At 34.1% G+C, this 16,551-nt stretch carries 14 protein-coding genes; 4 read left to right on the top strand and 10 right to left on the bottom strand.

The window, feature by feature from the left end:
- Positions 1 to 34 precede the first annotated feature (34 nt).
- Positions 35 to 781 carry a succinate dehydrogenase/fumarate reductase iron-sulfur subunit gene (locus OA93_RS10370; protein ID WP_035617551.1) on the top strand — a complete coding sequence of 249 codons (747 nt, stop codon included), beginning with the start codon at positions 35 to 37 and terminating at the stop codon, positions 779 to 781.
- A gap of 68 nt (positions 782 to 849) precedes the next feature.
- Here the strand turns inward: OA93_RS10370 and OA93_RS10365 are convergent, their stop codons facing one another.
- Complete coding sequence (locus OA93_RS10365; RefSeq protein ID WP_039113115.1) at positions 850 to 3,153, bottom strand: family 20 glycosylhydrolase; 2,304 nt, start codon at positions 3,151 to 3,153, stop codon at positions 850 to 852.
- Positions 3,154 to 3,356: 203 nt separating this feature from the next.
- On the opposite strand from OA93_RS10365, the gene OA93_RS10360 reads away from it, so the two are divergent.
- The gene (locus OA93_RS10360) at positions 3,357 to 4,130 is read left to right on the top strand and encodes a DeoR/GlpR family DNA-binding transcription regulator (protein ID WP_039113114.1); all 774 of its coding nucleotides are present in this window, start codon (positions 3,357 to 3,359) and stop codon (positions 4,128 to 4,130) included.
- Here the strand turns inward: OA93_RS10360 and OA93_RS10355 are convergent.
- The 8 genes from OA93_RS10355 to OA93_RS10320 form a co-directional block, all read right to left on the bottom strand.
- The gene (locus tag OA93_RS10355; RefSeq protein ID WP_039113113.1) at positions 4,127 to 5,197 is read right to left on the bottom strand and encodes a membrane dipeptidase; all 1,071 of its coding nucleotides are present in this window, start codon (positions 5,195 to 5,197) and stop codon (positions 4,127 to 4,129) included. The genes OA93_RS10360 and OA93_RS10355 overlap by 4 nt on opposite strands.
- 17 nt (positions 5,198 to 5,214) lie before the next feature.
- Positions 5,215 to 6,330 (bottom strand): D-TA family PLP-dependent enzyme, encoded by a 1,116-nt coding sequence (locus tag OA93_RS10350; protein WP_039113257.1) that lies wholly within the window; start codon positions 6,328 to 6,330, stop codon positions 5,215 to 5,217.
- Positions 6,331 to 6,334: 4 nt separating this feature from the next.
- Positions 6,335 to 6,982 (bottom strand): aldolase, encoded by a 648-nt coding sequence (locus tag OA93_RS10345; protein ID WP_039113112.1) that lies wholly within the window; start codon positions 6,980 to 6,982, stop codon positions 6,335 to 6,337.
- Positions 6,983 to 6,996: 14 nt separating this feature from the next.
- Positions 6,997 to 8,028: a sugar kinase gene (locus OA93_RS10340; RefSeq protein WP_039113256.1), complete on the bottom strand. Its 1,032-nt coding sequence runs from the start codon at positions 8,026 to 8,028 to the stop codon at positions 6,997 to 6,999.
- Positions 8,029 to 8,262: 234 nt separating this feature from the next.
- Entirely contained in the window at positions 8,263 to 8,730 is a 468-nt protein-coding gene (locus OA93_RS10335) for a RidA family protein (protein WP_039113111.1), read from the bottom strand.
- A 4-nt stretch (positions 8,731 to 8,734) separates the two neighbouring features.
- Complete coding sequence (locus tag OA93_RS10330) at positions 8,735 to 10,054, bottom strand: gluconate:H+ symporter (protein ID WP_039113110.1); 1,320 nt, start codon at positions 10,052 to 10,054, stop codon at positions 8,735 to 8,737.
- 14 nt (positions 10,055 to 10,068) lie between these two features.
- Complete coding sequence (locus OA93_RS10325) at positions 10,069 to 11,601, bottom strand: SusD/RagB family nutrient-binding outer membrane lipoprotein (protein WP_039113109.1); 1,533 nt, start codon at positions 11,599 to 11,601, stop codon at positions 10,069 to 10,071.
- Positions 11,602 to 11,613: 12 nt separating this feature from the next.
- Positions 11,614 to 14,769 carry a SusC/RagA family TonB-linked outer membrane protein gene (locus OA93_RS10320; protein WP_039113108.1) on the bottom strand — a complete coding sequence of 1,052 codons (3,156 nt, stop codon included), beginning with the start codon at positions 14,767 to 14,769 and terminating at the stop codon, positions 11,614 to 11,616.
- 248 nt (positions 14,770 to 15,017) lie between these two features.
- Between OA93_RS10320 and OA93_RS10315 the strand changes: the two genes are divergently transcribed.
- The gene (locus OA93_RS10315) at positions 15,018 to 15,788 is read left to right on the top strand and encodes a nitrilase family protein (protein WP_039113107.1); all 771 of its coding nucleotides are present in this window, start codon (positions 15,018 to 15,020) and stop codon (positions 15,786 to 15,788) included.
- A gap of 1 nt (position 15,789) precedes the next feature.
- Here the strand turns inward: OA93_RS10315 and OA93_RS10310 are convergent, their stop codons facing one another.
- Positions 15,790 to 15,984 (bottom strand): hypothetical protein, encoded by a 195-nt coding sequence (locus tag OA93_RS10310; RefSeq protein ID WP_131474473.1) that lies wholly within the window; start codon positions 15,982 to 15,984, stop codon positions 15,790 to 15,792.
- 257 nt (positions 15,985 to 16,241) lie between these two features.
- Here OA93_RS10310 and OA93_RS10305 point away from each other — a divergent pair, with 257 nt between their 5' ends.
- Complete coding sequence (locus tag OA93_RS10305; protein WP_039113105.1) at positions 16,242 to 16,499, top strand: hypothetical protein; 258 nt, start codon at positions 16,242 to 16,244, stop codon at positions 16,497 to 16,499.
- The last annotated feature ends 52 nt before the right edge of the window (positions 16,500 to 16,551 follow it).

Genomic DNA, 16,551 nt, shown 5'->3' with positions numbered 1-16,551 from the left:
TAATACTTGCTTTAATGCTTAAAACTTATACAAAATGAAACTTACATTAAAAATATGGCGTCAGAAAAACGCCCAAGATAAAGGAGGAATCGTTGATTACCCAATCGACGGAATCGAACCAGATATGTCTTTCCTTGAAATGCTTGATGTTCTTAACGAACAATTAATCAACAAAGGAGAAGAGCCAGTAGCATTTGATCACGATTGTCGTGAAGGAATCTGCGGTATGTGTTCATTATTCATCAATGGAGAAGCACACGGACCAGACAGAGGAGTAACTACTTGTCAGTTACACATGCGTATGTTTAAAGATGGTGATACGATTTTTATCGAGCCATTTAGAGCAAAAGCTTTCCCAGTAATTAAAGATTTAGTTGTTGATAGAAGTTCTTTTGACAGAATTCAACATGCTGGAGGTTTTATCTCGGTGAATACTTCAGGAAATACAATTGATGCAAATACAATTCCGATTAACAAACACGATGCAGATAAATCATTCGATGCAGCTGCTTGTATTGGTTGTGGAGCTTGTGTTGCAACTTGTAAAAACTCATCGGCAATGTTATTCGTTGCTGCAAAAGTATCTCAATATGCTTTATTACCTCAAGGTAAGATTGAAGCTGTTGATCGTGTATTAAACATGGTACACCAGATGGATCACGAAGGTTTTGGTAACTGTACTAACACTGGAGCTTGTGAAGTAGAATGTCCTAAAGGAATTTCTCTTGAAAATATTGCACGTATGAACCGTGAGTATTTATCTGCAAGCTTGAAAGGATAAAAATAAAATGCAATTTAGTTTTTATAAAAAACGCATTCGCCACGGCGAATGCGTTTTTTTGTTTTTACCTATTCATAATACAATTGCGAAGCACTTATTTCTTGTTTTTCCTTTCCTTCTTGTCGGATAAAGCATTGTAGAGTCGAACTTCCTGCTGCATCAAAATAACTGATGTTTATTTTGTGAAATCCTTTTTCGAGTTTTGCTGCCCCAAAAGCTTCATTAATCCAATGTCTTCCGTCGTTATCAACCATGAGCTGGTTGTCTATAAATAATTTTGCACCATCGTCTACAATAGTCGAGAACTCATATTGTGCAGTTTCAGGAATATAGATATAGCCTTCAAATTTTAAACCCATATATAGGTTCTCTTTTGATTTGTATCTTTTCATTTCAATTACTCCTTCATGAATGCCTGACTTAATAAATTTGATAGTATCTAGTTCTAGTGTTTGTTGAACGAGTTTATTTGTATAGGAATATTTTAAGCCATTTTTGGTTGGCTTAATAGCTAAAGCTGGTTGGGTTTCGGAATTTTTAACTGAAATTGTGGTAATGGAACTTCTTCTTCCGCTTGGACTTATTTGTACTACTTTGATGTTTCTAAATTCTCCTTTTGGGATATAAACCGTAACTGGTTTTGTATAATTACTGGCTGTTTCATCTGGATTATAACCATCGATGGTATAGAAAATTTGTCCATTTTTAATGGTTGGTTGTATTTCTAGAATAAATTTTGACGCTATAACAGTGGTGTCCTGAATTCCAAATGGAGTAGGGACTTTATATAATCGTTTTTCGGATTCCAATTTTTCTATATGATGTGGGAATCTTTTTAGCATTAAATTCGAATAATTTTTATTCTTTGTCTCAGTCCAGGCTATTTCTGCAAATGGAAATAATCTTGGATAAAGCATATAATTTAGTTTTGCTGGACTGGTTACATATTCCGACCAAATATTAGCCTGAACTCCATGAATGTATTTTTGTTGTTCTATGGTTAGGCTATCTACGGGAGTTGGGTTGTAGTTGTATACTTCATGAACTGTGGTTAATCGACCAACAGATAATGGTTCTTGTAAAGAATAGCCCTGATTATGGTCGAAATAAACATAATCTTCCGGAGTCATAACGACTTTATGTTTGTCTCTAGCTGCTGCAATTCCACCAGATTCTCCACGCCATGACATAACTGCTGCATTAGGAGCAAGGCCGCCTTCTAGAATTTCATCCCATCCAAAAATCTGTCTTCCGTTTGCATTTAGAAATTTTTCCATGCGTTTAATAAAATAACTTTGTAGCTCATGTTCATTTTTTAAGCCAAGGTCTTTTATTCTCTTTTGACAATTCGGACATTTTTCCCATCGTGATTTTGGGCATTCGTCTCCACCGATATGTATGTAGTTACTTGGAAAAAGGACCATTACTTCTTTTAAAACATCTTCTAAGAAAAGAAAAGTTTCTTCTTTGCCTGCGCAAAATACATCTTCGAAAACTCCCCAAGATTCAATTACTTTTAAGTCTGTAGATGGGAAACAGGCTAAGTTTGGGTAAGCAGCTACGGCAGCAGAGGCATGTCCTGGCATTTCGATTTCGGGAATAATGTTTACAAAATGCTCTTCGGCAAATTTTACAACTTCTTTGATTTCTTCCTGTGTGTAATAACCTCCGTAGGGAGTATTGTCAAAAAATCTTGGGAATCGTTCGAATTTATTCCCAACGAGTGTTTGTGCTCTTTTGGATCCGATTTCGGTAAGCTTAGGATATTTTTTTATTTCGATTCTCCAGCCTTGATCATCAGTTAAATGCCAATGAAAATTATTTAGTTTGTAATAAGACATTTGGGCAATGAAATCTTTAATAACATCTGTCGAAAAAAAGTGACGACATACATCGAGATGTAATCCTCGATACGGGTATCTAGGCTCATCGATAATTTCGATACATGGTAGTTTGATCTGAGAACTTACTGTTAAGTTATTTGGCAAAAGTTGAAGTAAACTTTGTACTGCATAAAATAGCCCTTGCTCTTGACCTGTAACAAAAATACCTTTTTGAGTAATATTTATTTTGTAAGCTTCCTTATCTCCTTTTGCGGAAGCGGATTCGGTTGTAAATTGAACCAAAATATCAGCTTTCTTTTTAGAAGAGTTTTTGTTTATAACAGATTCAAAAATTTGAGCTGTTTTGAGTTCTTTGGGGGTGTATTTATTGTTTTTAAAAACAATTTTTATTTGTCCTTTTATAGCGATACTATCACCTGTAGCTTTATAAAAATTAGGTGCAGGAATTATAGTTGTATTGTTTGAAGTTTCTTGGGCATTCCCTAATGAATAGCACAATGTTAAAATAAATAGGAGGATTTTTTTCATGTTAGGGTTTTTGGTTGGTTAAAAACAAATTTAAAGTTTATAGTGATTTAAATTAGTTGTTTTGCAAAAAAATTGCAATGTGTGTTTTTGTATTTAATGTATTGTAAATGATGTTTTTTGTGTTGTTTTTGTGTTAGTTTTTTATTTCTTCCAGCAATATTATTGCATTATTTGTTTACTTTTGTTATAATAAATGGAAACGCATGAATGATAACGAATTGGTAAATTACACCAAGGAAGAAAGAAAAGCTCATATTTTAAAAGAGATTAACTTACATACCCGAGTGAGTTTCGACACACTTTCTAATCAATTGTTTGTTTCTGAGGATACAATTCGAAGAGATATAAATGAACTTGAATCAGAGTCTTTACTGATTAAGGTGAAAGGTGGTGCTATGACAAAAGCATATCACCATTCTTCGGTAACAAAAACTTACGCTGGTGAATCTAAACAAATAATTGCAAAAAAAACTGTTGGATTGCTTCACGACGGAATGGTTTTGTTAATTGGTGGAGGAACTACAATTAGAGAGTTTATTCGATTAATTCCTAATGATTTAAATCTTACCATTTTTACCGTAACTGTTTTATCTGCAGTTGAACTTTTGGATAAACCTAATGTGAAAGTGATAATGATTGGTGGGAGTATTTCGCCTTATAGTCAAATGTGTGTGAGCGGAGATGTGTATCATCAGTTATCAAGTATTAAGGTTGATTTATTAATTTTAGGAACAAATGCATTAGATATCAAAGGAGGTTTTTCAGACTCTGATTGGGAAACTGTTCAGGTAAAAAAAGCAATGATTCAGGCTTCTCAAAAAACGGCTATACTTACAATATCCGAAAAATTGGATACGGTTTTAAAGATGAAAATTGCCAGCTTATCCGAAGTAGATTTTGTAATAACTGAGGTTGATCCTAATCATGAAAAACTTCAATCGTATAAGCAGGCTGTTCCAAATTTGACTTTTATTTAATCCCAATTTTTTATTAGGAAGTTTATCCAGTTTTGATGGAAGATATTTTTTAAATCTTCTTCTGAATATCCATGGCTTCTAAAGATGAAGACTAATTTTTGTAAATCGGCTATAGTGTTTAAATCATATGGTGTTTGTTCTGTCCCAAATGCGCCATCTAAATCTGAGCCTACACCAATGTGATTTGCATTTCCTGCCAATTGGCATATGTGGTCCATATGTTTAAAAACGGTTTCGAGATTACATTGCATTCCTAATGGAGTAGAAACGCCTCGTTCCCAATTTGGTACCAACATCCATGCATCTAATGCGCCGCCTATAACTGCTCCTCTGGAAATGAGTTCTTTGATTTGATCATCACTATATTGTCTATTATGATTTACTAAGCTTCGGCAATTATTGTGACTTGCCCAAACTGGACCGTTATAGTTTTCTAGGGCTTGCCAAAAAGCATCGTCACATAAATGTGTTGCATCCAGAATAATATTTAAACGTTCCATTTCTTTAAGCAATGCGATTCCGTTTGCGCCCATTTTTCCTGTAGAATCGGTTCCGTTAGCATAACGACCTGGGCCATAATGTGCAGGACCAATAGCTCTTAGTCCGTAATTGTGCGCTTTTTCTACGTATGAAACATCAATAAGGGAATCTGCACCTTCGAGACTTAAAATATAGCCAATAGGTTTTTTGTCATTTGGAGTACCATCATTCCATAATTCAATTTGTTTTAGTAATGATTTCTTATCGGTAATTGCAGTCATCTCGCCTTCCTCTTCCATGCATTTGTACCAGGAGACTTGTGCTTGTGTTTGCGCCCAAGCTTGTTGTGGCGAATTCCAACCAGGAATTTTACTATCGGGTTTAACAAATCGTGCTATTTGAGTTGCTACTACAATCCCGATGTTTCCTTTTCTTAAATCTGGGAATGATACAGTAGCTTTTTCTCTATCTGGTTTGTCATTCATTCCTTTTTCTAAATGACGCAATGTAGATACATCATTTCTTAAATCTCTATTCCATTCCATAGCATTCATGCTTAGGTCTAGGTGTGCATCAAATATGAACATAGTGTTGTATTTTATTTTTAAATACTTATTTTTTTATTGCGGGCAAGAACAGTCCATTGATTATAAATATCTTGCTGAGAGTTTACTACCTGAACTGTTTCGTGTAAAGCACAAGTAGGACAAATATGGTAGGGGATTGCATAAATGGTATCGCCTAGTTTGTATTGTTTATTTCCTTTGTTTTCGAGAACTAAATGTTCTTCGGAATGCGATATTGGAATTAACTTATCGTCATTTAAAATTGTCAAACGTTTGTCTATTGGGTTTTCTGAAGCTACAGATTTATATCCGATATCGATACATAGAGTATTTTCTGTGGGTTTAGAAATAATTGTTCCCACTAAAACCGCTGCGGGTTTAAAACTCTGCTCAGGTAAATTAGTCTGATAATTAATATCCCAAAATACAAATGTACCTGGGCTAGATTCTACATTTTCCTGAGTGGCATAAAACGGAAATGTATTAGAGCCACCAGCAACAATTTTTAGTTTGTAATCTAGTTTTTGCTCAAGTGTAGAAAGTTTATCTGTTATCTGGGTAAATGAATCTGATGCTTCTTTTGTTCGTTGCTCGATAGTGCCTTTTAAATGGCCATCATAAATATGTAATCCTAAGAAATTGATATTTGGTAATTGGATTATGGCACTGGCTAAATCACTCCAATTGCTTTTAAAATTTACTCCGGTTCTATCCATTCCAGCATTTATATCAAGGTAGATGTTTAGCTTTAAATTGTAGCTTTTGCCTAACTCGGACAATTCGTTTGCTGTGTCGATATTATCAACAATAGTCGAAAAATTAAGGCGAGGATATTTATGTAGTAAGGTAATCCAGCGTTTTTGTTTTAATCCTGTGGGTTGGTAGGCTAATAATATATTAGGAACATTATGAATGGCACATAATTCGGCCTCGGCAATAGTGGCACATTTTACTTTGTTTATTTGATATTTTTTAAACAAATCGAGAATTTCTCCAAGTTTATGCGTTTTTATATGTGGTCTTAATTTTTGAGTATTCCCATTTACAGATTCAATTAAGTGCTCGATATTGTATCGAATACGGTCGATATAAAGCGCTAAAAAAGGAGTGTCAATACGCGTTTCTGGATTTATTTCCCACCAATTATTTTCCATGTCTTTATTTTCTGGTTTTATCAACAATAGCAATTAAATTTTTAAAAGCTTCAAATGATTTATTATAATCTAATTGAGATAACATTTCCTTGGAGAACAAATGAGAGCCAATTCCTATACAAACAACTCCTACTTTAAACCAAGATTTTAAATTGCTTTCTTCTAATGTTACACCGCCAGTAGGCATCAGTTTTAAATTTGGAAATGGCGCTTTTATAGCTTTTACATAATCAGGACCTCCTATTTTATCAGCAGGAAAAAGCTTAACTATTTCGGCTCCTAATTTATTAGCATGAAGAACTTCGTTTAATGTAGCTGCTCCCGGAATCCAATAAAGGTTATTTTTTAAACAATAATCTCCTATTTCTAAATCTGTATGTGGGCATATGATGCAATCTGCACCAAGTTTATGGTACGTTTCGGCATCATTTAAGGTCAGGACAGATCCAACAGCCAATTTTATATCTAGGTTATTTGTGTTTCTAAAATTTACCATTTGGGCAAAAACTTCTTTTGCGTCATCAGCACGTGCAGCAAATTCAATGATTTTAATTCCTGAATCTGAAGCAGATTTTAGTATAATCTCGGCAGTTTTAATGCTGATTTGTGTGACTAAAGGAAGTACTCTTTGTGCTTTTAAAATATTATACATTTTGTAATTATGTTTTATCTATTAATTCTATTACTTGAGCCGTATTTGATAAAATGGTTTATTTCTTCGGATGTGGTTATTGCAAAGTCTCCTACTACGCTTTGTTTTATAACGCCACATGCCGTTGCCCAATCTATACATTCTTGTCCTGATAGATTGTTTTTAAGGCTGTAAAGTAATCCTGCGGTAAAGGCGTCTCCTGATCCAATCTGGTCGGTAACTAAATGTATTAGATATTGTTTTGATTCGTAAAATTTACCTTCGTGAAATAACATGCCCGAATACAAATGGGTTTGACCTTCTGATTTTCTGAAGCTCATAGCTAATGTTTTTAGGTAAGGCATTTTTTCTTTTAGCAATTCGTATGTTTTTAGAAACCGATTAGAATCGGAATCGTTTTTATCTGTTTTAATGCCAAAATATATTTCTGTCGAATCTAAGTCGGCGACAGTAATTGTGCTGTAATAAAGAAGGTCGGGCATAATTTCGGAAGGACTTTTTCCGTATTGCCATAATTTTGTACGAAAGTTAAAGTCAGAGGATATTGTTATGCCTTTATTATGAGCGGCTAATATTGCTTTCTTGCAAACTAAACCTGCCTCGTTAGAAACTCCTGGGCTGATTCCAGACCAATGAAAATGGGTTGTATTTTCTAAAACTTTATCCCAATTTATTTCATCTTCGGCAATAGTTGCAAAAGCCGAATTATTACGGTCATAGATTACCTGCGATTGCCTTATCTGATTACCTGATTCGATAAAATATAAGCCAATTCTATCTCCTCCATAAATACAATCTGTGGTATTTACATTGTACTTATGGAGTTCATTTAATGCAAGCTGAGATAGGTCGTTGTTAGGTAAACGAGTTATGTAATTGGTATTTATGCCTAATTGTGAAAGTAGTACACAAACATTTGCTTCGGCTCCTCCTATATGAACCTGCATTTCTTTGGCTTGCGTAAATCGATTGCCATTGGCTATGCCCATTCGTAATAGAAGTTCTCCAAATGTTGCAATTTTTGTTTGTGAGGTATTTGTGTTCATAGTTATTATTTTTTTTGCCACTCCCGATAGCTATCGGGATTCACAGATCAAACATTTAATATTTTTTTACCATTAAGATATTAAGGAAATTAAGTTTGACTTCTTAATGAAAATTAGTAGGTTAAGAAAAATTAAGCTTAGATTCTTAATGAAACTTAATGTCTTAATGGTTTAATTAAAAAAATCAATGTTAATCATTGAATCCCGATAGCTATCGGGAGTGACATAGCTTTTTTAATATAATTCGAAAATCGCTTCTACCTCAACAGGAATATTATCTGGTAAAGAACCCATTCCTACGGCGCTTCTTACTCCGATTCCGTTTTCTTGTCCCCATACCTCAGCAAATAATTCGCTACATCCATTAATAACATAAGGATGACGTAAAAAATCAGAGGTACAATTTACCATTCCGAGTACTTTAATTACTCTTTTTACTGCGTTTAGACTATCAAAATTGGTAACAATTGTAGATAACATTGTTAAGCCTACTTGTCTTGCGGCTAGTTTACCTTCTTCAATGTCCATATCTTCTCCAATTCTTCCTATAATTAAAGATTTATCGTCTTTAACAGGTCCATGACCAGATAAATATAAATATTTGCCATCGATTAAGAATGGTTTGTATATGCCTAAAGGTTTAGGAGCTGGAGGTAATGTTAGGCCAAGTGATTCAAATTTTTCTTGTGGTAATAAGCTCATAATATTAGTGTATAAAAATGTTTAATATAAAAATAAAAATAATTCCAAGGACGGATACTAATGACTCCATCACTGTCCAGGATTTAATGGTGTCTTTCATGCTGGTGCCAAAGTATTCTTTGAACATCCAGAATCCTGGATCGTTTACATGAGAGCACATCAGGCTACCTGCGCCTATAGAAAGAACCAATAAGTTGGGGTCTAATGATTTTAATTGTAATAAAGGTACTAAAACTCCGACAGTCATTAAGCCTGCAGCAGTGGCCGATCCAACACAAATTCGTATTAATGCAGCTATTAACCAGGCGAGTAAGTAAGGATGAATGTCTATTTGTATTAAAGATTCGACAATGGTTTGACTTACGCCACTTACCATCATTACTTCTTTTAAACTTCCGGCTCCCCCAATAATAAGTACTATTAATGCAACGTCTTTTATCGCAACTGCATATTCCTCCATAATGGTTTTCATGTTTTTACCTGTACGAAAGCCTAATGTGTAGGTGCAAATGATTAATGAAATTAACATGATAATACTAGGTTCGCCTATAGTTTTGCATATTAGTTCTACTTGTTCGTTTTTCCAGACTAATGGTAATAAGGAAGTAATCGTTAAACCAAATACTGGAAATAATGAAGAAGCTATACTTGTAAAAAAACTAGGTTTTGTAGCTTGGTTTGTAGGTTCTTCGGTTGGAACAATAATGTTTTTATCATTAGATTTAATATTCTTAAGTGTGTTAGAGAACAATAAACCTGCAATAAGAATAGTTGGTATAGAAACAATAATACCATAGGTTAAAACCAAGCCAATGTCGGCACTTAAGGTATTGCTTAAAGCCATTGGTGATGGGTGAGGAGGCAAAAAACCATGGGCAACCGAAAGTGATGCAAGCATAGGAATACCTATATATACCTTGGGTAGCTTAAACTGATTGGCTACAGAAAATATTAAGGGAACCAAAAGTATAAAGCCTACACTATAAAATAAAGGGATTCCAACAATAAATCCTGTAATCATTAAGCCTAATCGTACGTATTTTTCGCCTGTCCATTCCATAACTGTTTTTGCAATTACAGATGCGGCTCCAGAAGAAACAGTAAGTTTACCAATGCAGGTACCAAATATGATAATTAGGGCAATTGAGCCCAGCATATCGCCCAAACCTTTCTGAATGGTTTGTGTTAACGTTATTATTGGCAAACCTAATAATAGGCCTGCCAATAATGATGTTATAATAAAGGCAATAAATGGGTTGATTTTAAACCAAGTTATTTGTAGCACTAAAAAAATAATGCATGCCGAAAGAATTATAATACTCATTTAATTTATTTATATTATTGTTTATCCCACCACATTCTTGTTGTAAACGCATCGCTGCCCTGACGCTTAACTGCTTCTGCTAAGTTAGCAGAATTAACAGAATATTCGGCAGTTGGATATTTAAAACGCCTTGGTATTGTGCCGTTTGTCACGTTTCCAGGAAAATTTACAGGGGTTAATATTGGGTAGCCAGTTCTTCTCCAGTTTGCATAAACCTCTTGTTCATCTACAAATAAAGCAATCCAGAATTGAGTATGTATCTGATTCATTTTTTGATCAAATGTGCCTCCAGCTAAATATGGATTTGCAGTTAAATATGGGGTTGCATCAGTTATGGCGTAAGATGGTCCATAAATCACAGCATTTAGGAAAGAAGCTTTTACCGCTTTTTCGTATAAACTTTGGTCAGATTCTCCCACATACCATCCTCTAAGAGCGGCTTCTGCCAGATATAAATTAGTTTCGGCATTACTAATTATAATAAGAGGAGAATCAACTTTAAGAACGGTACTTTGGTTTGGTTCAGAATAAGTAGCCTGCTCAATTGGAGTTGGTGCTATTTTAGTTCCGTTTGGAAAACCTTTTTGCACGGCAGGACTTGTATTTTGTACCGTACCTTGCCAAACACCTGCGTATATACTAATTCTTGGATCGTTAGTAGTTTTTAGTATATCAATAAAAGTTTTACTAAGTTTTCCGCCTTCATTGTTTTTTTGTCCGAAAGATGATTTTGCAAAATCAAGAGTTATTGGATCTAGAGCAGATGGATTACGGTTTATATCGTTTGGCCCGTCTTTATATTCCATTATGGCATTATCGGCAGCATTAAGGATTACCCCACCTGTAATTGCCTTATTTACCCAAGTTTTAGAAAGCGCTGGGTCAACTTTAGATAATCTCATTCCTAATCGAAGCATTAATGAATATGAAAATTTCTTCCATTTATTAATATCACCATCGTATATTAAATCAGCCTCGCCAAAACTAGGTTTGGATGTGGTTAATGCTGATGCTGCTTCATCTAATTCTTTCAGTAAATCTTTATATATAAATTCCTGACTATCATATTTAGGTAAAAAAAGCAGATCAGAATTTGCTTTTGCAGCTTGAGAGTATGGAACGTCTCCATATAAATCTGTAACACGGTGAAATAGGTAAGCTCTCCAAATTCTGGCAATATTATACCTGTTGATATTTTCTGGATTATCCTTTAGTGTGTTTATTACAATAGTTACTTCGTTTATTGCATTTGGATATATTCGTGCAAAAAAGGCAGAGTAATATACTTCGTTGTCAAGGTATTTGTCTCCTGCTCCTGATGCTTCTTTGTAAGTGGAATAATGTTGCATCATTTGACCACATTCAATAATTGAGGTAAAAAAATAATTATTGTTTAATCCGTCAAGCTGAGATCTGCTAAAAATGAAATTTGGAGTAGGTTTATCTACTGCGTTTGGATTTGTATTAGTTTCCTCAAAATCTTTAGTACAAGCTGATATGCTTAATAAAAGGATGCCTGCTATATATAGGGTTGTTATCTTTTTCATGTCTTTTAATTTTTATATTTTAACACTTAAGCTTAAACCAAAACTTCTGGTTCTAGGTACACCAAATTGTTCTATACCTTGAGCATTACCAGCGCTAAAAACTGATTCAGGATCTACGTTTGGAGTTTTCTTATAAAGAATGAATAAATTTCGGGCAACAAATGAAATTGATGCTGATTGAATTACAGACAGACCTTTAATCTTATTAATAGGCAATTGGTATCCGATAATTACTTGTCTCAATTTTACAAAACTAGCATCATAAACAAATTCAGATGTTATGTTTTTTAATCCGTCATAATACGTTCTTAAGTTTTCAGGAGCAATAACCATATCTACAGTTCCTCCGTTTTTATCGACACCTTTTATTGGTAATCCATTTTCACGTCCTTCCAGAGTAAGTTTTGTAAGTCCCATACGAGTTCCATATAAATCGGTACCAGAATATAGGCTACCTCCAAATTTCGCATCTATCAAGAAGCTAAAGGTTATTGCTTTGTATCTAAATTCATTACTAAGACCTGCTCCCCAAGGATGTACACCTTGACCTAATTCTTCAAGTGGTCCTCTTTCTGTGGTAGCCGAGCCTCCGCTTACATTATAAACAGTGTTTCCATTTGCATCTTTAAGAGGTTTATATCCTTTTATGATACTATATGGTCTGCCAACATCACTTGCAATAATTGCATAATTATTTACAGAAGATGCCATTGTTATAGAGGTTAATTCTTCGGTTAAGGCTTCTACTGTGTTTTTGTTATAAGATCCATTGAAGGTAACATCCCATGAGAAATTTTCTGAACTCATAATTTTTCCATTAATTAAAAGTTCTACACCTTCGTTTCTCATTTTTCCGAGATTTAATAAAGAAGTAGTTGCTCCAGATGCATTAGAAATAGTAGTTTCTACAATGTCGTTGGTTGTTTTACGATTGTACCAAGCAAAATCAATGTTCATACGATTATTAAAAAAACCTAAATCTGTACCTATTTCAAATGTTGTTGAGGTTAAAGGGCTTAGAGTAGGGCTAGGTACTCTTGAGCTAGTTGGACCTTGGAGTTGTTGCCCATTATGTCCTCCTTGAATCATAGAGTAAGATGGATTTAATGCGTATGGGTCAGGAGTTGCTCCACCTACTTGTGCCCATGAACCTCTTAATTTTGCAAAAGAAACCCAGCTTGGCATTGTTAATATGTCTGAAACTATTACGCTAGATCCAATAGAAGGGTAGAATACGGTGTTATTATCTTTAGATAGTGTAGAGAACCAATCCTGGCGTCCTGTAAAGTTTAAAAAGAATACATTTTTATAATCTAAATCTATCGCACCGTAAACTGAGTTGGTTTTTGTTTTTCCGTAAGGGTATGTATAGCTTACAGTTTTTAAGTTTGTTAGTGAGTAAAAATCGTCTAGAACAAATCCTGTTCCATCCACTCTTACTTCGTCTCTTAGTGTCGTTCTAGAATTAACTCCTATTAATGAGCTTAAAGAAATTCCTCTGTATATGTTTTTCTTGGTGTAATTAAGTATTGCTTCAGAATTTATATTAGATAATATCATTTTTGAACCCTGAACGTAACCATCAGGGGTATTTAAAGAAGTTTTAGGGATGTATCCAAAGAATTCATAGTTTGTGTAATCTTGACCGATACGACCTTGTAAAAATAAATCTGGCGTAAAGTTTAATTTTACGTTTGCCATCCCCACAAAACGGTTTTTAGTATCATTATTTTTAATTCTATTCACTACAAATTGAGGATTTGTTGCAACGGGAACAGGGTTCCATGCTACTTCTCTTCCGTTTTCATCATATCCAGGAGCTAAGTTTCTAATGTCTACAGTATTTGCAATTAAGTAAGTTCCCCAGTTTGGGTTTGCTTCAGCATCGGATACAGTTGGTCTGTTGTTTGATTTTTCTAGGTTGTATTGTGTTACCACATCAAATTTTAACCAATCAGTTAGATTTACATTACTGGCTAAATTGATTGTTTTGCGATTAAAGTCGGCATTTGGTACAATACCTTCGCTATTCATGTTAGAGAACGAAAGACGGCCACTTGCTTTGTCGGTACCACCAGATAACGCAATTGAGTTTATATATGTAGTTCCAGGTCTGTAGAAATTTTTAATATTATCTTTTTGTGGGCTATAAGGTCTTTTTACTCCATCAAATTGCACTACATCAGTTCCGTCCATTTTTGCTCCCCAAGACCAGCGTCCGGTAGCTATGGCTTCATTTTGGGTTAAAGGCTTTTTGCCCGCATCTCCAGCTCCGTATTCATATTGCCAATCTGGTATAACTGCGGGAGTTTCTAGAGTAAATGATGTGTTATAGTCAATCCCGATGCCTTTTTGAGCAGAACCTCTTTTGGTTTGAATCAAGATTACTCCATTGGCAGCATTAGCACCATATAAAGCCGCAGCAGTTCCTCCTTTAAGAACTGTTATAGACTTGATGTCGTCAGGATTTATTAAAGCAGTTCCATCTCCTCTGTCAACATTTAATTTTGGTGAGCCAGGCGCATTTCCTGTTCCGGGTAGATTAAGTTGTGTGTTGTCTATCGGTAAATCATTTACAACATACATAGGTTGGTTATTTCCGTTTAAGGAGCCATTTCCACGTATTACAACTCTGGTCGAACCGTTTGGTCCTGTTGCTGTACTACTAACGTTTACTCCGGCAATTTTACCCACCAAAGCATTTGAGATATTGGCTTCTTTTGCTTTGTTAAACTCAGATCCCTTTAGCTCGGTTACTGCATAGGTTAGAGATTTGCTTACTTTTTTAACGCCTAATGCAGTAACAAAAACTTGTTCTAAAACATTTTCAGATGGTTTTAAACTTATAAGTAATTGATTTGTGCCATTTATTTTGGATTCGCTTGTTCCGTATCCCATATAGTTAACGACAACAAAACTTTCACTTTCAGGAACATTTAGTTTAAAGTTTCCGTTTTCATCAGTAATCGTTGCTATTCGGTTATTGCTTTTTGCGTATACGGTCGCTCCGGCTATTGGCATTCCGTCATCTTGACCTACTACTTTACCAGTTATCTCAATTTGACTCGTGCTTTGTTCTAAGAAATGCTTTTTTATTGCATTTTCATGTGCGTTTATTGTTAGGCTCATTCCTCCAATAAATACTAAAGATAATAATTTGGTTTTCATAATTTTCTGGTTTTCATTGTTTTATGGTTTGGTTGGTTATTTGTATGTGGTCAAATATATATAATTTATTCTCACGATTTGAAATATTTTTGCAATATTTTGCAAAAATATTGCAATATTTTTTTGTTTAATGTTTTTTTATTCCCAAAAGTGTGATGTTTGTTGAGTTGGATGAATTTTAAGAAATAATCTATTTGGAGTTAAAGTCGAATGAGCTGATTTATTTTAAAAAAGAGTATTTTTACAATATGAAAATTGCATTAATTCAAACAGATCTATACTGGGAAAGCCCAGAAAAAAACCGAAATTATTTCGAACAAAAGATTCATGAAATTAGCGAAGCTGTTGATTTGATTGTGCTTCCCGAAATGTTTTCTACAGGATTTACTATGAATCCTTCTAGCGTTGCCGAAACAATGCAAGGAGAAACCGTTGAGTGGATGAGTTTATTAGCTAGAGCTACAAAAAGGGCAATTACCGGAAGTTTGGTAATCGAGGAGAATGGGGAGTTTTATAATAGATTATTATTTGTTTTTCCCTCAGGAGAAACAAAATATTATGATAAGCGACATTTATTTACTCTCGCTGGAGAAGATAAAGTGTATACCAAAGGAGATCAGAAACTAATTGTAGATTATTTAGGATGGAAAATATGTCCGCTAATTTGTTATGATCTTAGATTTCCTGTTTTTTCTAGAAATACAGAATCCTATGATTTGCTATTATATGTAGCCAATTGGCCTAAAATACGCACTAATGCATGGGATACATTATTAAAAGCGCGTGCTATCGAAAACATGTGTTATTCGGTAGGGGTAAACAGAATTGGTTTAGATTATCATGGATACGAGCACATTGGGCACTCACAAGTAATAGATTTTCTTGGAGAATATTTAATTACTCCCCAAGAAATAGAAGGTGTTTTTATTACGGAATTAGATAAAGAAAAAATGTATGAAACAAGAAAAAAACTTGATTTCCTGAATGATAAAGATCAATTTATAATCCAGGGATTGTAGTTTATTTCTTTTTATCGGTTTTCTTTTTGTCTGTTTTTTTATCAGATTCTGGATTATAAGGAATGCTTAGATCAAAAACTTGATCAACATCCCAATTGGCTCTAACGTCGATTTCTTTTGAGAAATAAATAACCTCTTCGGCATATCTTTTTTCTAAAAAATAAATAAATTTTTCTTTTATTCTCACGGACATCATGAATAATAAAATTGGGATATAAAGACGTATAATTCGAAATATATTCAATGATGGCTGAAGGTGATTCTTCTTATATTCTTTTTTTTGGATTATAATTATAAGATTATTAATGTTATATGTAAAAAATATGTAAATAAAATACTAATTTTAAGTTAATTTCATTTACTTTAGATGTTGGTTAATAATTTAATGTAGATAACGCGTCAGCCGAAAAGCTAAAATAGAGTAGGTGAAATTTTAATTTATTATTTAATATTATGAAGAAAATTAATTTAGACTCAGTACATTTTTTAAGTAAAGGTGAAATGAAAATGATTGGTGCGGGAGGTTATATAGAAATTAGATGCAAAGGTGGAGGTGGTGCATCGTCAAGTGGTTCAACTATGAGTCAGGCTAAGGCGTATGCTTCTAGCTTGTGTGATGGTGACTATACTATTATTCAGGTAGGAATGCAAGCCCCTTATGAAGATCCTATTTTTATTGGTCCTATTGGTGAGAAACCAGAAAAACTTTAATAAAAAGCCTCCAGAATTATGAATCTTGGAGGCTTTTTTATTATTAAAAGTT

Origin of the sequence: Flavobacterium sp. KMS (assembly GCF_000813005.1) — a bacterium.
In the GTDB taxonomy this organism is placed as follows: Bacteria; Bacteroidota; Bacteroidia; order Flavobacteriales; family Flavobacteriaceae; genus Flavobacterium.
The sequence above is the reverse complement of the archived record's forward strand: the minus strand, read 5'-3'. Positions and strand labels throughout refer to the sequence as shown.

Coding starts and splice junctions, on each gene's coding strand:
- OA93_RS10325 (WP_039113109.1), bottom strand. CDS start 11,601: ATGAAAAAGATAACAACCCTATATATAGCAGGCATCCTTTTATTAAGC.
- OA93_RS10315 (WP_039113107.1), top strand. CDS start 15,018: ATGAAAATTGCATTAATTCAAACAGATCTATACTGGGAAAGCCCAGAA.
- OA93_RS10320 (WP_039113108.1), bottom strand. CDS start 14,769: ATGAAAACCAAATTATTATCTTTAGTATTTATTGGAGGAATGAGCCTA.
- OA93_RS10340 (WP_039113256.1), bottom strand. CDS start 8,028: ATGAACACAAATACCTCACAAACAAAAATTGCAACATTTGGAGAACTT.
- OA93_RS10350 (WP_039113257.1), bottom strand. CDS start 6,330: ATGGAAAATAATTGGTGGGAAATAAATCCAGAAACGCGTATTGACACT.
- OA93_RS10335 (WP_039113111.1), bottom strand. CDS start 8,730: ATGAGCTTATTACCACAAGAAAAATTTGAATCACTTGGCCTAACATTA.
- OA93_RS10360 (WP_039113114.1), top strand. CDS start 3,357: ATGAATGATAACGAATTGGTAAATTACACCAAGGAAGAAAGAAAAGCT.
- OA93_RS10355 (WP_039113113.1), bottom strand. CDS start 5,197: ATGTTCATATTTGATGCACACCTAGACCTAAGCATGAATGCTATGGAA.
- OA93_RS10305 (WP_039113105.1), top strand. CDS start 16,242: ATGAAGAAAATTAATTTAGACTCAGTACATTTTTTAAGTAAAGGTGAA.
- OA93_RS10370 (WP_035617551.1), top strand. CDS start 35: ATGAAACTTACATTAAAAATATGGCGTCAGAAAAACGCCCAAGATAAA.
- OA93_RS10330 (WP_039113110.1), bottom strand. CDS start 10,054: ATGAGTATTATAATTCTTTCGGCATGCATTATTTTTTTAGTGCTACAA.
- OA93_RS10345 (WP_039113112.1), bottom strand. CDS start 6,982: ATGTATAATATTTTAAAAGCACAAAGAGTACTTCCTTTAGTCACACAA.
- OA93_RS10310 (WP_131474473.1), bottom strand. CDS start 15,984: ATGATGTCCGTGAGAATAAAAGAAAAATTTATTTATTTTTTAGAAAAA.
- OA93_RS10365 (WP_039113115.1), bottom strand. CDS start 3,153: ATGAAAAAAATCCTCCTATTTATTTTAACATTGTGCTATTCATTAGGG.